We start from the raw sequence: 14414 nt of genomic DNA, 5'->3' as shown, positions 1-14414 counted from the left end.
GTGCTGGCAGAACAGGTCAACATGGCTGGCCCAAATTCAAGCGAACCCTTTCGCGCCGCATCGCCGCTGTTCCTGCGCGAGCCCGAAATCCGCAAGGGCGTCGAGCTCATCTATTTCGGTTATAGCCACATGACCCGCGCGATCGATGAAGGGCTGGCAGCGCAGGGCCTGGGCCGCGCGCATCACCGCGCGCTCTACTTCGTCGCTCGGCAACCGGGGCTGACGGTCAGCCAGCTCCTGTCGCTGCTGGCGATCACCAAGCAGTCGCTGGGCCGCGTGCTGACCGAGCTGACCGAGCGCGGGCTGGTTGAAATGCGCCCGGGCGACCGCGACCGGCGCCAGCGGCTGCTGCGGCTGACGGCGGAGGGTGCGGCGCTGGAGAGCGCGCTGTTCGAGGCGCTTCGCGAGCGGATGTCGGCGGCCTATCAGAGCGCGGGGCAGGGGGCGGTCGGCGGCTTCTGGGCGGTGCTCGAAGGCCTGATCCCGGCCGAGGAGCGCGCGAAGGTCGCAGCGCTCGGCCGCTGAAGTTCGAGCGCAAGCGGCGGGACGCGGCGGTATTCCGCAAAGGGTACGGCGGGGTGCCGCGGTGCTTCGCGGCTGGAGACCCTGTCGATGTCGTTCCGTGTCCTCGGGCTCGATCTCGCGCCGTTCATCCCGCTCTATGGCCTTTCCGACGCCGAACTGAGCGCGCGCGGCGTGCGGCGGGTGATCGCCGATGCGTCGCCCGGCTATCCCGATCGCATCGAGGTTCGCGATCTTGCGATCGGCGAGACGGCGCTGCTCCTCAACTACACGCACCAGCCCGCCGACACCGCCTATCGCGCGTCGCACGCGATCTTCGTGCGGGAGGGGGCGCTCGAGGCACTGGACGTGGTCGACACGATCCCGCCCGCCATCGCCGCTCGGCCGATCTCGCTGCGCGCATTCGATGCGGCGGGCGAGATGGTCAATGGCGAGCTGTGCGACGGAGCCAGGCTCGCCCCGCTGATCGAGGCGTGGCTGGCGAGGGAGGCGGTCGCCTATCTCCACGCGCATTATGCGCGCCGCGGCTGTTACGCGGCGCGCATCGAGCGAGCCTAATACTGCCCGCGCTTGGGCTTGTGCTGGCGCTTGCTGGGCAGGCTGTCGGCCATGCGCGCGCCGCGCTGCCCGATCGGGCGGGCGGGGCCGGTGGTGGAATCGAAGGAGGTCTGCCGCTCTGCCTCGGCATTCAGCTCGGCGCCGATCAGCACGGCGAAGCTCGACACGAACAACCACATCAGCAGCACGACGACCGCGCCGAGCGCGCCATAGGTCGCGTTGTAGTTGGCGAAGTTGGCGGCATAGAGCCCGAAGCCCACCGTCGCTGCCAGCCACAGCACGGTCGCGGTGACCGAGCCGATCGTCAGCCACTGCCACCGCGCCGGCGCGCGATCCGGGCCGAAGCGATAGACGAAGCCGAACGCCGCGCTCGCGATCAGCGCCGCGATCACCCAGGTGACGACCTGCATCGTCACCACGCCCGCCGGCCCCAGATAATCGGTGAGGAACTTGAGGTAGCCGAGCGCGACGGCGGACAGGAGCCCGACGATCGCCGCGACGATCGCGCCAATGGTGAGCATTGCCGACAGGAGCGTCGTGACGATGAAGTTGCGGCTCTCCTCCTCCTCATAGATGACGTTCAGCGCCTGGATGATCGCGCTGGACGCCCGCATCGCGCCATAGATCGCCAGGACGAGCGCGACGGCGAGGCCGAGCCCCGCCTTGCCCGCGGTGGTCGAGACGACGGCGATGAGCTGGTCCGAGATCAGCCGCGCGGCGTCGGCAGGGACAAGCTCGAAGATCGTCTGCATGTGCTGAACGACGGTCTGCGGATCGGCGAACAGGCCATAGCTCATGACGATCGCGCCGAGCAGTGGGGCGACCGACAGGAAGGCATAGAAGGCGACGCCCGCCGCCATCAGCGACAGGTTGTGATAGCCCGTCATCACCCACACGCGCGCCAGGATCGAGCGCCAGGCGTGCCACGGATGCTGCCAGGGACGCTCCGACCCGCTGCCGGGCAATGCCGCCGGATCAGCGGCTTGCGTCGATTGAGGCGCGGCGATTGAGGCTGCGTCGGCCATGTTGCTCCCGGTCGATACGTGGTCGATCGACAGGGGAACGTCCGAGCGCCGGGAGGGATGCACAGCTTTTGTCGCTGATCTGTCGATGAAAATTGGGGTCGTTGTGGGAGCGAAATGTGGAGACGAACGTTCGGAGACGTTGAGGGGGACATTCAAGCCCCATTACGAAGTGACGGGGACGGCGTGGGGGAACGGGGTTTCAAGGCATTGCGCTTGGCGCTTGTGGCAAGCGCCGCGGTCGTCGCGGGTCCGCTGGCGGCGCAGATCACGCCCGATCCGACGCGCCCCGGCCAGTCCGCGCCCGCGCCGACGCCCGCGCCCAGCCCCACGTCTGACGCCCCCGCCGGCACCGGCCAGATCGTTCCCGACGAGACGTTCCAGGCCGAGCTGCCCAGCCTGTCGGGCGACATCAACGCGCCGCTCGAGCCGATGCAGTCGTTCGAGGCGCCGGCTGCTCCCACGCCCGCCCAGCCGTCGCGACCCGGCCAGACGACGGCGACACCGGCGCCCGTCGCACCGCAGGTGACCGACCCCAACGCCATTCCGCCTCAGCCGCTGCCCGCCGAGAACGTGCTCGCCCAGCCGCTGCCGCCGCTCTCGACCTTCGACGTGACGCCGCCAGTCGAGGTCGCGGGCGGTCCCGATCCGCGCACGGTCGAGATCCGCTATACGACGGTGGTCGAGGGGCTGAAGGAGATCGAGCTGGACGACCAGTTCAAGAGCCTGTCGGCGCTTCAGGACGGGAAGGGCAAGGCCGCCAACGCGACGATGGTGTCAGCGCGCGCGCGGGAGGACGAGCAGCTCGCCGTACGGCTGATGCGGTCGCTCGGCTATTATGACGGCACCGCGGTTTCGACCGTCGAGCAGAACCCGGCGAACTCGGGCAATCTGCGCGCGACGATCAGCGCGACGCCGGGCAAGCGCTACAATCTCGGCAGCGTCGCGGTGACGGCGAACCAGACGGTCCCGCCCGACCTGATCCGCCGCGAATTGCCGCTCAAGGTCGGCGATCCGATCGAGGCCGCGCGCATCCAGGGCGCGGAGGCGAACGTCTCCCTCAAGCTGCCGCAGCAGGGCTATCCCTTCGTCAAGCTGGGGCAGCGCGACATCCTGCTCGACGAGCGTGATTTCACCGGTGCCTATACGCTGCCCGTCGATACCGGGCCGCGATCGTCGTTCGGGACGATCTCGACCGAGGGCGATCTTGCTTTCGACCTCGACCATGTGAAGCTGTTCCCGCGCTTCAAGGCGGGCGAACTCTATGACGCGCGGCGGGTCGACGACCTGCGCGACGCGCTGATCGCAACCGGCCTGTTCTCGACCGTGTCGGTCGAGCCGCAGCGTACCGGCGTGCCGGGTCCGGACCAGACCGAGCAGGTGAACATGCTCGTCCGCCAGAATGCCGGCCCCGCGCGGCGCCTGTCGGCCGAAGCCGGCTATGGCACCGGCCAGGGCCTGAGGCTGGAAGGGACGTGGCAGCACCGCAACCTGTTCCCGGCCGAAGGCGCGCTGATCGTAAACGCGATCGCGGGTACGCAGGAGCAGGGCGCGGGCGTCACCTTCCGCCGATCGAACGCGGGTCGCCGCGACCGCACCTTCCAGACCGGCGTGTCGGCGAACCGCTCCAACTATGACGCGTTCGAGGCGTTCACGGGCACGCTGTCGGCGCGCTGGAGCTATGACTCGACGCCGATCTGGCAGAAGCGCTGGACCTATTATTATGGCGGCGAGCTGATCGGCACCAACGAGGACGTGTTCGACTTCGGCCGGAACGAGCGCGTGCGGCGGACCTATGGCATCGCCGCGGTGCCGCTGTTCGTCGGCTATGACACGTCCGACGACCTGCTCAACCCGACGCGCGGCTTTCGCGTGAAGCTGAACCTCAGCCCGGAGACGTCGGTGCAGGGCTCGGTGCGGCCCTATCTCCGCTCGATGGTGGAGCTGACCGGTTACTTCCCGGTCATGGACAATCTGGTGATCGCCGGACGTGCGCGCGCCGGGTCGATCGCGGGCATCTCGCGCGACGACCTGGCGCCCTCGCGGCGCTATTATGCGGGCGGCGGCGGGTCGGTGCGCGGCTTCGGCTTCCAACAGCTCGGGCCGCGGACGATCGAGGCGAACCCCGACTTCGATCCCGAGGAGGAAGTCTCCGACGACAATTCGCCGACGGTGTTCCGCCCGATCGGCGGGCGCAGCCTCAACGAATTCGCACTGGAGGCGCGGTACCGGTTCGGCAATTTCGGGATCGTGCCGTTCCTGGATGCCGGTCAGGTCTATGACTCGACGTTGCCCAAGGGGCGCGACCTGCGCTTCGGCGCGGGTATCGGCGGGCGGTTCTACACCAATTTCGGGCCGATGCGCGTCGACGTGGCGACGCCGATCGCGCGCAAGGAAGGCGAATCGCTGATCGCTCTGTACATCTCGATCGGGCAGGCATTCTGATGGCGGAGGAAACGCTCCCGCCCGAAGCGCTGCCCGAGCGCATCGTCATCGTCCGCCGCCCGCTGTGGCAGCGTATCCTGAAGTGGATCGGCATCGCGCTGATCGCCATCGCGCTGCTGCTGCTCGTGGTGGTGCTGGGGCTCAACACCGCGCCCGGCCGCCGCTTCCTGGTCGATCGGATCGGCGCGTTCACCACCGCGTCGGGCCTGAACGTCAAGGTCGGGCGGATCGACGGTTCGATCTATGGCGCGATGGTGCTGCGCGACGTGCGCGTCAGCGATCCCAAGGGCGTGTTCGCGACCTCGCCGCAGCTTGCGGTCGACTGGCGGCCATTCGCCTTTGCGCGCAACCATGTCGACGTGCGCAGCCTGACCAGCCCGCTGGTCCGCGTCGCGCGGCTTCCCGAATTGAAGGAAGTGCCAAGCGACCCCAACGCGCCGCTGCTTCCCGACCTCGACATCGACGTCAATCGTCTCGCGATCGATCGCATCGACCTTGCCCCGCCGGTCGCGGGCAAGCGCTATCTCGCGAAGATCGACGGCGTCGTCCACATTGCCGATCGCCGCGCACAGCTGACCGCCAACGGCGCGACGCTGACCGCGCCGGGGATCGCCGGCGGCGATCGCGTAACGATCGCGCTCGACGCGGTGCCCGACGCCGACAAGTTCGACCTCGACCTCAAGCTCAACGCGCCTGCGACCGGGCTGATCGGGTCGATGGCGGGGCTGAAGGCGCCGCTGTTCGCGACGATCGACGGCGCGGGCACCTGGTCGCGCTGGCAGGGACGGCTGGCCGGCACGCTGGGCAATGCGCAGCTCGCCAATCTGGGCATCACTGGCCGAGACGGCTTCTTTCAGGTGCGCGGCGCCGCGCGTCCCGGCCTCTATCTCGAAGGACCGGTCGAGCGGCTGACGAGCCCCAATCTCCAGATCGCGCTCGACGCGCGGATGCTGGAAGCGCGGCGGCTCGACACCCAGCTTCGCCTGCGCTCGTCCGCGCTGGCGGTGGCGACCGCGGGCATGCTCGACCTTGGCCGCAGCCGGTTCGAGAATTTCCGCGTCGAAGGCCAGTTGCTGACCCCCGGTGCGATCGCCGAGAACCTGAACGGCAACGCCGTACGCGCCGCGGTGGCGCTGAACGGCGCGTTCGCGACGCCCACCGTCGACTATAAGCTAACCGCCGCGGCGATCGGCTTCGGCGAAACGGTGGTCGAGCGGCTCTATGCCGAGGGCAAGGCGACGGTCGATGCCGAGCGCATCCTGATCCCCGTCAACGCGCGCGCCGCCCGGATCAACGGGCTGAACGCCGCGGTCGGGGGCCTCGTCACCAACGTGGCGCTCAACGGCGACATCGCGATCAACGGCGACCAGATCCTGTCGGACAACATGCGCGTCCGCTCCGACCGCATCGACGCGACCGCGATCCTCGTCGCCGACATGGGCACCGGGCGCTACACCGGCGCGCTCAAGGGCCGGGTCAACGACTACGAAGTTGCCTCGATCGGCATCATCGATCTCCAGACCGATGCCGACCTGGTGATGACGCCCGCCGGCTATGGCATCAAGGGTCGCATCGTCACGCAAACCAAGCGGCTGTTCAACGACGGCATCCGCAACTTCCTGGGCGGCAACGCCACGGCGGCGGTCAACGTTGCGCTGACTCCTGAGGGGATCGTCAACTTCGACAATCTCCGCCTCAACGCGCCGCAGTTCCGGATCACGCGTGGGCGCGGCAGCTATAACTTCGCCGGGCCGCTGGTCGTCGAGGCGGATGCGTATTCGACGCAATACGGCCCGCTGTTCGCGCGCGTGTCGGGCAGCGTCGCGCAGCCCGTCGTGCTGCTGCGCGCGCCGCGGCCGGGTGTGGGGGTCGGGCTCGTCAATTTGGAGGCGCGGGTGCGCGGGCAGGGCGAGGCCTATGCCATCGCCGCCACCGGCGGCACCAATTACGGGCCGTTCAACGCCAACGTCCTCCTGCGCACCAGTCCGCGGCTGACCGCCGACATCCGCAACAGCGTGTTCGCCGGCATCACATTCAACGGCCGCGTCGCGGCGACGGACGCAGGACCGTTCACTGGGGCGCTGGACTTCGCCGGATCGGGCGTCAACGGACGCGCGGAACTGGGCGCGGTCGGCCGCTATCAGGCCGCCACCGTCGCCGCGCGCGCGTCGAACGCGGTCATTCCCGGCGACATGGGGCTGACCATCGGCCAGGCCATCGCGAACGCGCGCGTCGTCCTCTATGACGATGCGCCCGCGGTCACCTTCGACGCTCAGGTCGCGAACCTGCGCCAGGGCGATTATGTCGTCACCCGCGCCCGGGCACGCGGCGACTATCGCGGTGGCAACGGTTATGTTCAGGCGGTCGCCAACGGCACCACCGGCGTGCCGTTCGAGATCGCGGCCAATGCGCGGCTCAGCCCTGCGCTGTGGGTCGTGGCGCTGAAGGGCAAGGGCAACGGCATCAACTTCAAGACCGCGAGCCCGGCGCGGATCGACGTCGCGGGCGGCGCCTATCGCCTGCTGCCCACGCGCATCGATTTCGATCGCGGCAGCGCGCGGCTCGCCGGCCGCTATGGCAATGGCTATGCGCTGCAGGGGAGGCTAGACAGCCTCGACCTCCAGATCGCCAATGCGCTGGTCCCCGGCCTGGGCCTGGGCGGCAGCGCGACGGGCAGCTTCGAGGTCGCGCAGGCGGCGGGCGCGGCGATGCCGACGGGCAATGCGCGCATCCTGGTCAACAACTTCACCCGCTCCGGCCTGTCGACCGTGTCGACGCCGGTCGACATCCAGTCGATCGTCGGCCTGTCGGGCGGCCGCACCGACATCAAGGCGCTGGTCCAGCGCCAGGGCGCGACGATCGGCCGCGTGTCGGTGCAGACCGGCATGAGCGCGGGCGCGCCGCTGTCGGGCGGCATCCGCTACAACGGCCCGGCAGAGGTGCTGTGGTCGCTGAGCGGCATCGCCAACCAGCAGCTTGCCGGGCCGATCGGCGTCGCCGCGGACCTGTCGGGCACGCTCGGCGCGCCGCGCGTCACCGGCCTCGTCCGCGCCAACAACCTCGTCTATGAGAACGAGACCTATGGAACGCGGCTGTCGGCGATGCGGCTGACCGGGCGCTTCACCAACGACCGCTTCGTGCTCGAGGAACTGCGCGCGACCGCGGGCGACGGCAGCGTCTCGGCGCAGGGCTATGTCGGCCTCGCGGCGAACAGCGGCTTCCCAATCGACGTCCGCGCGACGCTCGACAATGCGCGGCTGGCGCGCAGCGACATGATCGGCGCGACCGCGACCGGCAACGTCCGCGTCACCAACGGCGCGAATGGTGGCCTGATCGAGGGCGACATCCGCATCCCGGAGGCGCGCTACCAGGTGATCCGCCAGGGCTCGGCCGAAGTGCCGGAGCTGACCGGCGTTCGGCGCCGCGGCGCGCCGCTGGAAGCGGCCAACGCACAGCCGGGCAGCGCGCCGGCGCCGTCCGCCGGGCTGTTCCGCCTCAACATCCGCGTCAGCGCCGACAACCGGCTGTTCGTGTCGGGCATGGGGCTGGAGAGCGAGTGGCAGGCGGACCTGCGCGTCACCGGCACCTCCGCGGCGCCGCGCATCTCGGGCGAGATCGAGGCGATCCGCGGCACCTACAGCTTTGCGGGCAAGCGCTTCGAGCTCGACCGCGGCCTCATCACCTATGAGGGTAACGAGCTCACCAACCCGAACATCACCATCTCGGCCTCGACCACGGCGGAGGGCGTGACCGCGACGATCAACGTGACGGGTACGGCACAGCGGCCGCGACTGTCCTTCACCTCGACGCCCGCGCTTGCGCAGGACGAGGTGCTGTCGCGGATCCTGTTCGGCCGGTCGGTCACCAACCTGTCGGCGGTCCAGGCGATCCAGCTGGCGAGCGCGCTCAATTCCCTGCGTGGCTCGGGCGGCGGGCTCAATCCGCTGGGCGAGCTTCGCCAGGCGGGCGGCATCGACCGCCTCCGCATCCTTGGCGCCGACGAGGCATCGGGTCGCGGAACGGCGCTGGCGGCGGGCCAGTATCTGACCGACGACATCTATGTGGAGATCATCACCGACGCGCGCGGCTTCACCGCCACCCAGCTCGAGATCGCGCTGACCAAGGCGCTGTCGCTCCTGTCGCAGACGGGCAGCTTCGGCGGGTCGAGCGTGAACCTGCGGTATTCGCGGGATTATTGAGAACATACAGGAGTACATTTCCTCCGTTCGTGCTGAGTAGCGACTGAGCGAAGGCGAAGGCGCGTATCGAAGTACCCGTGGCGGTCCTTCGATACGCCGCTTCGACAGGCTCAGCGGCTACTCAGGACGAACGGATTTAAGTGGTTCTGGCGTAGCCAATCGAATATCCGGTACGCTCGGGAGAGCGCTTGATGGCCGACCAGTGGTTCGATGTCGTGGTGGTGGGGGCCGGCTTGTCGGGGATCGGCATGGCCCGGCATTTGAAGGTCGAGTGTCCCGATCTCAGCTTCACGGTGCTGGAGGCGCGCGAGCGGCTGGGCGGGACCTGGGACCTGTTCCGCTATCCCGGCGTGCGGTCGGATTCGGACATGTACACGCTCGGCTATAACTTCCGGCCGTGGACGGGGGCGAAGGCGATCGCCGATGGCGGGTCGATCCTGTCCTATCTTCAGGACACCGCGCGCGAGACCGGGGTCGAGCCGCATATCCAGACGCAAACGCGCGTCATTGCCGCCGACTGGTCGAGCGCCGATGCCGCGTGGACGCTGACGATCGATCAGGCGGGGGAGCGGCGGACGTTCGCCTGTCGCTTCGTGGTGATGTGCACGGGCTATTATGATTACGAGCGCGGCCATGCGCCCAAGTTTCCCGGCGCGGAGGCGTTCGCCGGGCGGATCGTCCATCCCCAGTTCTGGCCCGAAGACCTGAACGTCGCGGCCAAGCGCGTCGCGGTGATCGGCAGCGGCGCGACGGCGATGACGCTGGTGCCCGCGCTCGCCGACCAGGGCGCGGCGGTGACGATGGTGCAGCGATCGCCGACCTATGTCGTCGCGCGCCCGGCCGCCGATCGCGTCGCCAATGGCCTTCGCCGCGCCCTGGGTGCGGGCGGCGCGGCGCGGACGATCCGCTGGCGCAACGCGCTGATCGGGCAATTCTTCTACAGCCAAATGCGCAAGAACCCGAAGCCGGCGGCGAAGAAGCTGATCGGCTGGGTGCGCGACCATCTCGGCCCCGATTACGATGTCGAGACGCACTTCACCCCGCGCTACGACCCCTGGGACCAGCGGCTGTGCCTTGTGCCCGACGGCGACCTGTTCGAGGCGCTGCGCACGGGGCGGGCGAGCGTCGTCACCGGCAGCATCGAGCGTTTCGACGCGGACGGCATCGTCATGGCCGACGGCACGCATGTGCCCGCCGACATCGTGGTCACCGCGACCGGGCTGGAGCTCAAGCTGATGGACGACATGCCCGTCAGTTTCGACGGCACGCCGATCGATTTCGCCAGGACGCTGAACTACAAGGGGATGATGTTCAGCGACGTGCCGAACCTCGCCTATGTCTTCGGCTATACCAACGCGTCATGGACGCTGAAGGCCGACCTGACCGCCGCCTATGTCTGTCGCTTGCTCAAGGCGATGCGTGCGAAGGGCATGCGGTCGGCAACGCCGCGGGTGGGCGAGGGCGAGGCGGGGGACGAGGCGTTCCTCGATTTCACCTCCACCTATGTCCAGCGCGCGGTCGACCGTTTTCCCAAGCAGGGCCGGCGCGCGCCGTGGCGGCTGCATCAGAATTACCTCAAGGACCTGATGGCGCTCCGCTTCGGCCGCGTCGACGATGCGATGGAGTTCGCCAGCCCCGAGACGGCGCGCAAAGACGCGGCCTGACAAGGATCGGTTTTTGCCGCATTGCGGAACCGCACCGGGACCGGAACATTCCCAAGGGTGCGGAGGCAGACTTGATCGACACCAACACCCGATTGCCCGCGCCGCCGCGCGACCTGCTCGGCGGAGCAGGGCTGTTCCTCGACTTCGACGGCACCCTCGTCGAGCTTCAGGACCGGCCCGACCTCGTCCATCCGGATGCCGAGCTGATCCGGCTGCTCGCGCGCGTCGGCCATGCGCTCGACGGGCGGCTGGCGATCGTCACCGGCCGTGCGAGCGAGCGGATCGTGTCGATGTTCGGCGGCACGCCGTTCGTGATCGGCGGCAGCCACGGCGTCGAGTTCCGCTGGCCCGATGGCCGCACCGCCGGCCCCGAGCTGCCCGCCGGCCTCGACGACGTCATGGCGGAGATGCGGGCGTTTGCCGCCGGGCATGAGGGCGTGATCGTCGAGACCAAGCCTTATGGCGCGGGCCTTCATTATCGTATGGCGCCGGGTGCGGAGGCCGAGGCGCATGCCCTGGCCGAACGGCTCGCCGCCGCGCACGGCCTCCACCTCCAGCCCGGCAAGATGATGGTCGAGCTGCGCGCCGGTGCCGGCGACAAGGGCGCGGCGATCGAGCGGCTGATGGGCGAGCCGCCCTTCGCCGGCAGCCGCCCCGTCTTTCTGGGTGACGACGTCACCGACGAGGACGGCTTTCGCGCGGTCGAGGCGCTGGGCGGCGCCGGGATCCTGATCGGGCCGGAGCGAGAGACGCACGCCCGCTATCGACTCGATGATGTAACCGCGGTCCGCCAATGGCTGGCCCGCGCGACGGAGGCATATCTGTGAGCCCGACCCTAGACCTATGGCCGATCGGCAATTGCCAGGTGTCGGCGCTGATCGACACGTCCGCCCGGCTCGTGTGGGGCTGCGTGCCGCGCGTCGACGGCGATCCCGTCTTCTCCTCGCTGCTCGACGGCCGCGATCCGGCCAGCGACGATGCGGTGGGGCTGTGGTCGGTCGATCTTCAGGACTGTCACGGCGTCAAGCAGGAGTATCGCCGCAACACGCCGATCCTGGTCAGCCGCATGACCGACGCGAGCGGCAGCGCGATCGAGGTGATCGACTTCTGCCCCCGCTTCGAACGGCTGGGGCGCACCTATCGCCCGGTCGCGTTCGTGCGCGTCATCCGGCCGGTGTCGGGCAGCCCGCGCATCCGCATGCGGCTTCGCCCGACGCGCGGCTGGGGCGATGCCGCGGTCGAGCGGACGTCGGGCTCGAACCATATCCGCTTCCTGCTCGAGGGGCAGCAGCTTCGCCTCACCACCAATGCGCCGGTCGGGCTGCTCTGGGAGGAGCTGCCGTTCCGCGTCGAGCGGCCTCTCTACTTCTTCCTCGGCCCCGACGAAAGCTTCGGCGGCGACATCGCCACGGCGGTCGAGGAGATGCTGACCTATACGACGCAGCATTGGCAGCATTGGTCGCGCGGCCTTGCCACCCCGCTCGAATGGCAGGACGTCGTCATCCGCGCGGCGATCACGCTCAAGCTTTGTCAGCATGAGGAGACGGGCGCGATCGTCGCGGCGCTGACGACGTCGATCCCCGAACATGCCGGGTCGCAGCGCAATTGGGACTATCGCTACTGCTGGATCCGTGACGCCTATTACACGGTGCAGGCGCTGAACCGCGTCGGCGCGCTCGACGTGCTCGAGGGCTATCTCGGCTATCTTCGCAACATCGTCGACGATGCCAAGGGCGGCTCGATTCAGCCGCTGTACGGCGTGCTGGGTGAGAAGCGGCTGCCGGAGGTGCAGGCGCCGCGGTTGGCCGGCTATCGCGGCATGGGGCCGGTGCGCGTCGGCAACCAGGCGGCCGAGCAGGTCCAGCACGACGCCTATGGCCAGATCGTACTGTCCAACGTTCAGGCGTTCTTCGACGCGCGGCTGTTCCGCATGGCGGGGGTCGAGGATTTCGAGGCGCTGGAGCGCGTCGGCGAGCGCGCCTGGGAGCTCTATGACAAGCCCGATGCCGGCCTGTGGGAGCTGCGCACGCGCCAGTCGGTCCACACCTATTCGGCGGCGATGTGCTGGGCGGCGTGCGACCGGCTGGGCAATGCGGCCGAGCGGCTGGGCCTGACCGACCGCGCCGAGTTCTGGAACGACCGCGCGGCGATCATGCGCGACAAGATCGAGACCTCGGCCTGGCGCGAGGACACGCAGCGCATGTCGGCGACCTTCTCGGGCGACGACCTCGACGCAAGCCTCATCCAGCTGCTCGACCTGCGCTTCCAGTCGCCCGACGACCCGCGCTTTCGCGGCACGCTGGAGGCAGTCGAACATGGGTTAAGGCGCGGCAGCCACATGCTCCGCTACGACACGGAGGATGATTTCGGCCTGCCCGAGACCGCGTTCAACGTGTGCACCTTCTGGCTCATCGAGGCGCTGCACTTCACCGGCCGCGATGGCGATGCGCGCGAGCTGTTCGAGGAAATGCTCTCGCGCCGCACGGGCGCGGGGCTGCTGTCGGAGGATATCGACCCCGTCACCGGCGAGCTTTGGGGCAATTACCCGCAGACCTATTCGCTGGTCGGCATGATCAACTGCGCCGTCCTGCTGAGTAAACCATGGAGCGCGATCCGTTGAGTCGACTCATCATCATCTCCAACCGCGTTTCGGCCCCCAAGGATTCGCATTCTGGGGCGCAGGGCGGACTGGCGGTGGCATTGGCGGCCGCGCTTCGCGAGTATAAGGGCATCTGGTTCGGCTGGTCGGGCGAGACGACCGAACAGTTCAACGGCCACATCAATTTCCAGCGCTATGACGACGTGACCACGGCGACGGTCGACCTGGAAGAGCAGGACGTCGACGAATATTACAACGGCTACGCCAACCGGACGTTGTGGCCGCTGTTCCATTACCGCATCGACCTGGCCGAATATGAGCGCGACTTCGCCGGCGGGTACAGCCGCGTTAACCAGCGCTTTGCCGATACCGTCCGCCCGCTGATCGAACCCGACGATGCGGTGTGGATCCAGGATTACCACATGTTCCCGCTGGGCAGCGAGCTGCGCCGCCGCGGGTGCCAGAACCGGATTGGTTTCTTCCTCCACATCCCCTGGCCGCCGCGCCGGCTGTTGGCGGTGCTTCCCGAGGCCGCCGAGCTGGTCGGGCATCTGTTCGACTATGACGTGATCGGCTTCCACACGCAGGAATGGCTCGACAGCTTCTGCGACTATGCCGTAGACGAGATGGGGGCAGTGGTCGAGGGCGAGTATCTGCGCCTCGGCGACCGCCGCGTGCAGGTGATGGCCAACCCGATCGGCATCGACGCGACCGAGTTCATCGAGGCGTCGCGCTCGCCCGCCGCGCGGCTCGCCTACCGCCGGATGCGCGACAGCGCGGTTGGGCGCGACCTGATCGTCGGCGTCGACCGGCTCGATTATTCCAAGGGGCTGGAGGAGCGCTTCCTCGGCTACGAACGCTTCCTCCAGGCGCATCCCGAGGAGCGCAAGGAAGTGTTTCTGCTTCAGATCGCACCGCCGTCGCGCGGGTCGGTGGGAAGTTATCAGAAGATCCGTGCCGCGCTCGACGGGCTGTCGGGGCGGATCAACGGCGCCTATGCCGATGTCGACTGGGTGCCGATTCGCTACGTCAACCAGGGCTATCCGCGCGAACAGCTCGCCGGTATCTATCGCGCGGCGAAGATCGGGCTGGTGACGCCGCTTCGTGACGGCATGAACCTGGTGGCCAAGGAATATGTCGCGGCGCAGGACCCCGAAAACCCCGGCGTCCTGATCCTCTCGCGCTTCGCCGGTGCGGCGGCGCAGATGGGCGTCGGCGCGCTGCTCATCAATCCGTACAGCGCCGAGGAGATCAGCGACGCGATCATCGCCGCGCTGAAGATGCCGCTCTACGAACGCATCGAACGCTGGCGCGCGATGATGGACAATGTCGAGGCGGAGGACGTGGTGTGGTGGCGCAAGCGTTTCACCGACGCGCTGATCGAGAAGGTGGCGGCGAACTGACG

Annotated in this window: 9 protein-coding genes; 8 read left to right on the top strand and 1 reads right to left on the bottom strand. The window is 68.5% G+C overall.

The window, feature by feature from the left end; translation table 11 throughout:
* Positions 1–21 precede the first annotated feature (21 nt).
* The gene (locus RS883_RS11530; RefSeq protein WP_315760342.1) at positions 22–525 is read left to right on the top strand and encodes a helix-turn-helix domain-containing protein; all 504 of its coding nucleotides are present in this window, start codon (positions 22–24) and stop codon (positions 523–525) included.
* An 87-nt stretch (positions 526–612) separates the two neighbouring features.
* Positions 613–1080: a DUF1203 domain-containing protein gene (locus RS883_RS11525; RefSeq protein WP_315760341.1), complete on the top strand. Its 468-nt coding sequence runs from the start codon at positions 613–615 to the stop codon at positions 1078–1080.
* Here the strand turns inward: RS883_RS11525 and RS883_RS11520 are convergent.
* A complete protein-coding gene (locus RS883_RS11520) occupies positions 1077–2105 on the bottom strand; it encodes a YihY/virulence factor BrkB family protein (protein ID WP_315760340.1) in 1029 nt (342 codons plus the stop codon). The two genes, RS883_RS11525 and RS883_RS11520, sit on opposite strands and share 4 nt — an antisense overlap.
* 213 nt (positions 2106–2318) lie before the next feature.
* Between RS883_RS11520 and RS883_RS11515 the strand changes: the two genes are divergently transcribed.
* The 6 genes from RS883_RS11515 (at position 2319) to RS883_RS11490 (ending at position 14412) form a co-directional block, all read left to right on the top strand.
* Positions 2319–4547, top strand: coding sequence for an autotransporter assembly complex protein TamA (locus RS883_RS11515; RefSeq protein WP_425475055.1), 2229 nt, complete (start codon positions 2319–2321; stop codon positions 4545–4547).
* The gene (locus RS883_RS11510) at positions 4547–8746 is read left to right on the top strand and encodes a translocation/assembly module TamB domain-containing protein (protein WP_315760339.1); all 4200 of its coding nucleotides are present in this window, start codon (positions 4547–4549) and stop codon (positions 8744–8746) included. The genes RS883_RS11515 and RS883_RS11510 overlap by 1 nt, the downstream gene beginning before the upstream one ends.
* Positions 8747–8937: 191 nt before the next feature.
* Complete coding sequence (locus RS883_RS11505; protein ID WP_315760338.1) at positions 8938–10410, top strand: NAD(P)/FAD-dependent oxidoreductase; 1473 nt, start codon at positions 8938–8940, stop codon at positions 10408–10410.
* A 71-nt stretch (positions 10411–10481) separates the two neighbouring features.
* A complete protein-coding gene (gene otsB, locus RS883_RS11500) occupies positions 10482–11237 on the top strand; it encodes a trehalose-phosphatase (protein ID WP_315760337.1) in 756 nt (251 codons plus the stop codon).
* Positions 11234–13030 (top strand): glycoside hydrolase family 15 protein, encoded by a 1797-nt coding sequence (locus RS883_RS11495; RefSeq protein WP_315760336.1) that lies wholly within the window; start codon positions 11234–11236, stop codon positions 13028–13030. The genes otsB and RS883_RS11495 overlap by 4 nt, the downstream gene beginning before the upstream one ends.
* A complete protein-coding gene (locus RS883_RS11490; protein WP_315760335.1) occupies positions 13027–14412 on the top strand; it encodes an alpha,alpha-trehalose-phosphate synthase (UDP-forming) in 1386 nt (461 codons plus the stop codon). Before RS883_RS11495 ends, RS883_RS11490 begins: the two co-directional genes overlap by 4 nt.
* The last annotated feature ends 2 nt before the right edge of the window (positions 14413–14414 follow it).

The sequence above is a fragment of the Sphingomonas sp. Y38-1Y genome (assembly GCF_032391395.1).
Classification (GTDB): domain Bacteria; phylum Pseudomonadota; class Alphaproteobacteria; order Sphingomonadales; family Sphingomonadaceae; genus Sphingomonas.
This window is presented reverse-complemented; position numbering and strand designations above follow the sequence as displayed.

What these genes read in the sequence shown, in the direction of transcription:
- RS883_RS11520 (WP_315760340.1), bottom strand. Translation starts at nt 2,105, where the DNA reads ATGGCCGACGCAGCCTCAATCGCCGCGCCTCAATCGACGCAAGCCGCT.
- RS883_RS11505 (WP_315760338.1), top strand. Translation starts at nt 8,938, where the DNA reads ATGGCCGACCAGTGGTTCGATGTCGTGGTGGTGGGGGCCGGCTTGTCG.
- RS883_RS11525 (WP_315760341.1), top strand. Translation starts at nt 613, where the DNA reads ATGTCGTTCCGTGTCCTCGGGCTCGATCTCGCGCCGTTCATCCCGCTC.
- RS883_RS11510 (WP_315760339.1), top strand. Translation starts at nt 4,547, where the DNA reads ATGGCGGAGGAAACGCTCCCGCCCGAAGCGCTGCCCGAGCGCATCGTC.
- RS883_RS11530 (WP_315760342.1), top strand. Translation starts at nt 22, where the DNA reads ATGGCTGGCCCAAATTCAAGCGAACCCTTTCGCGCCGCATCGCCGCTG.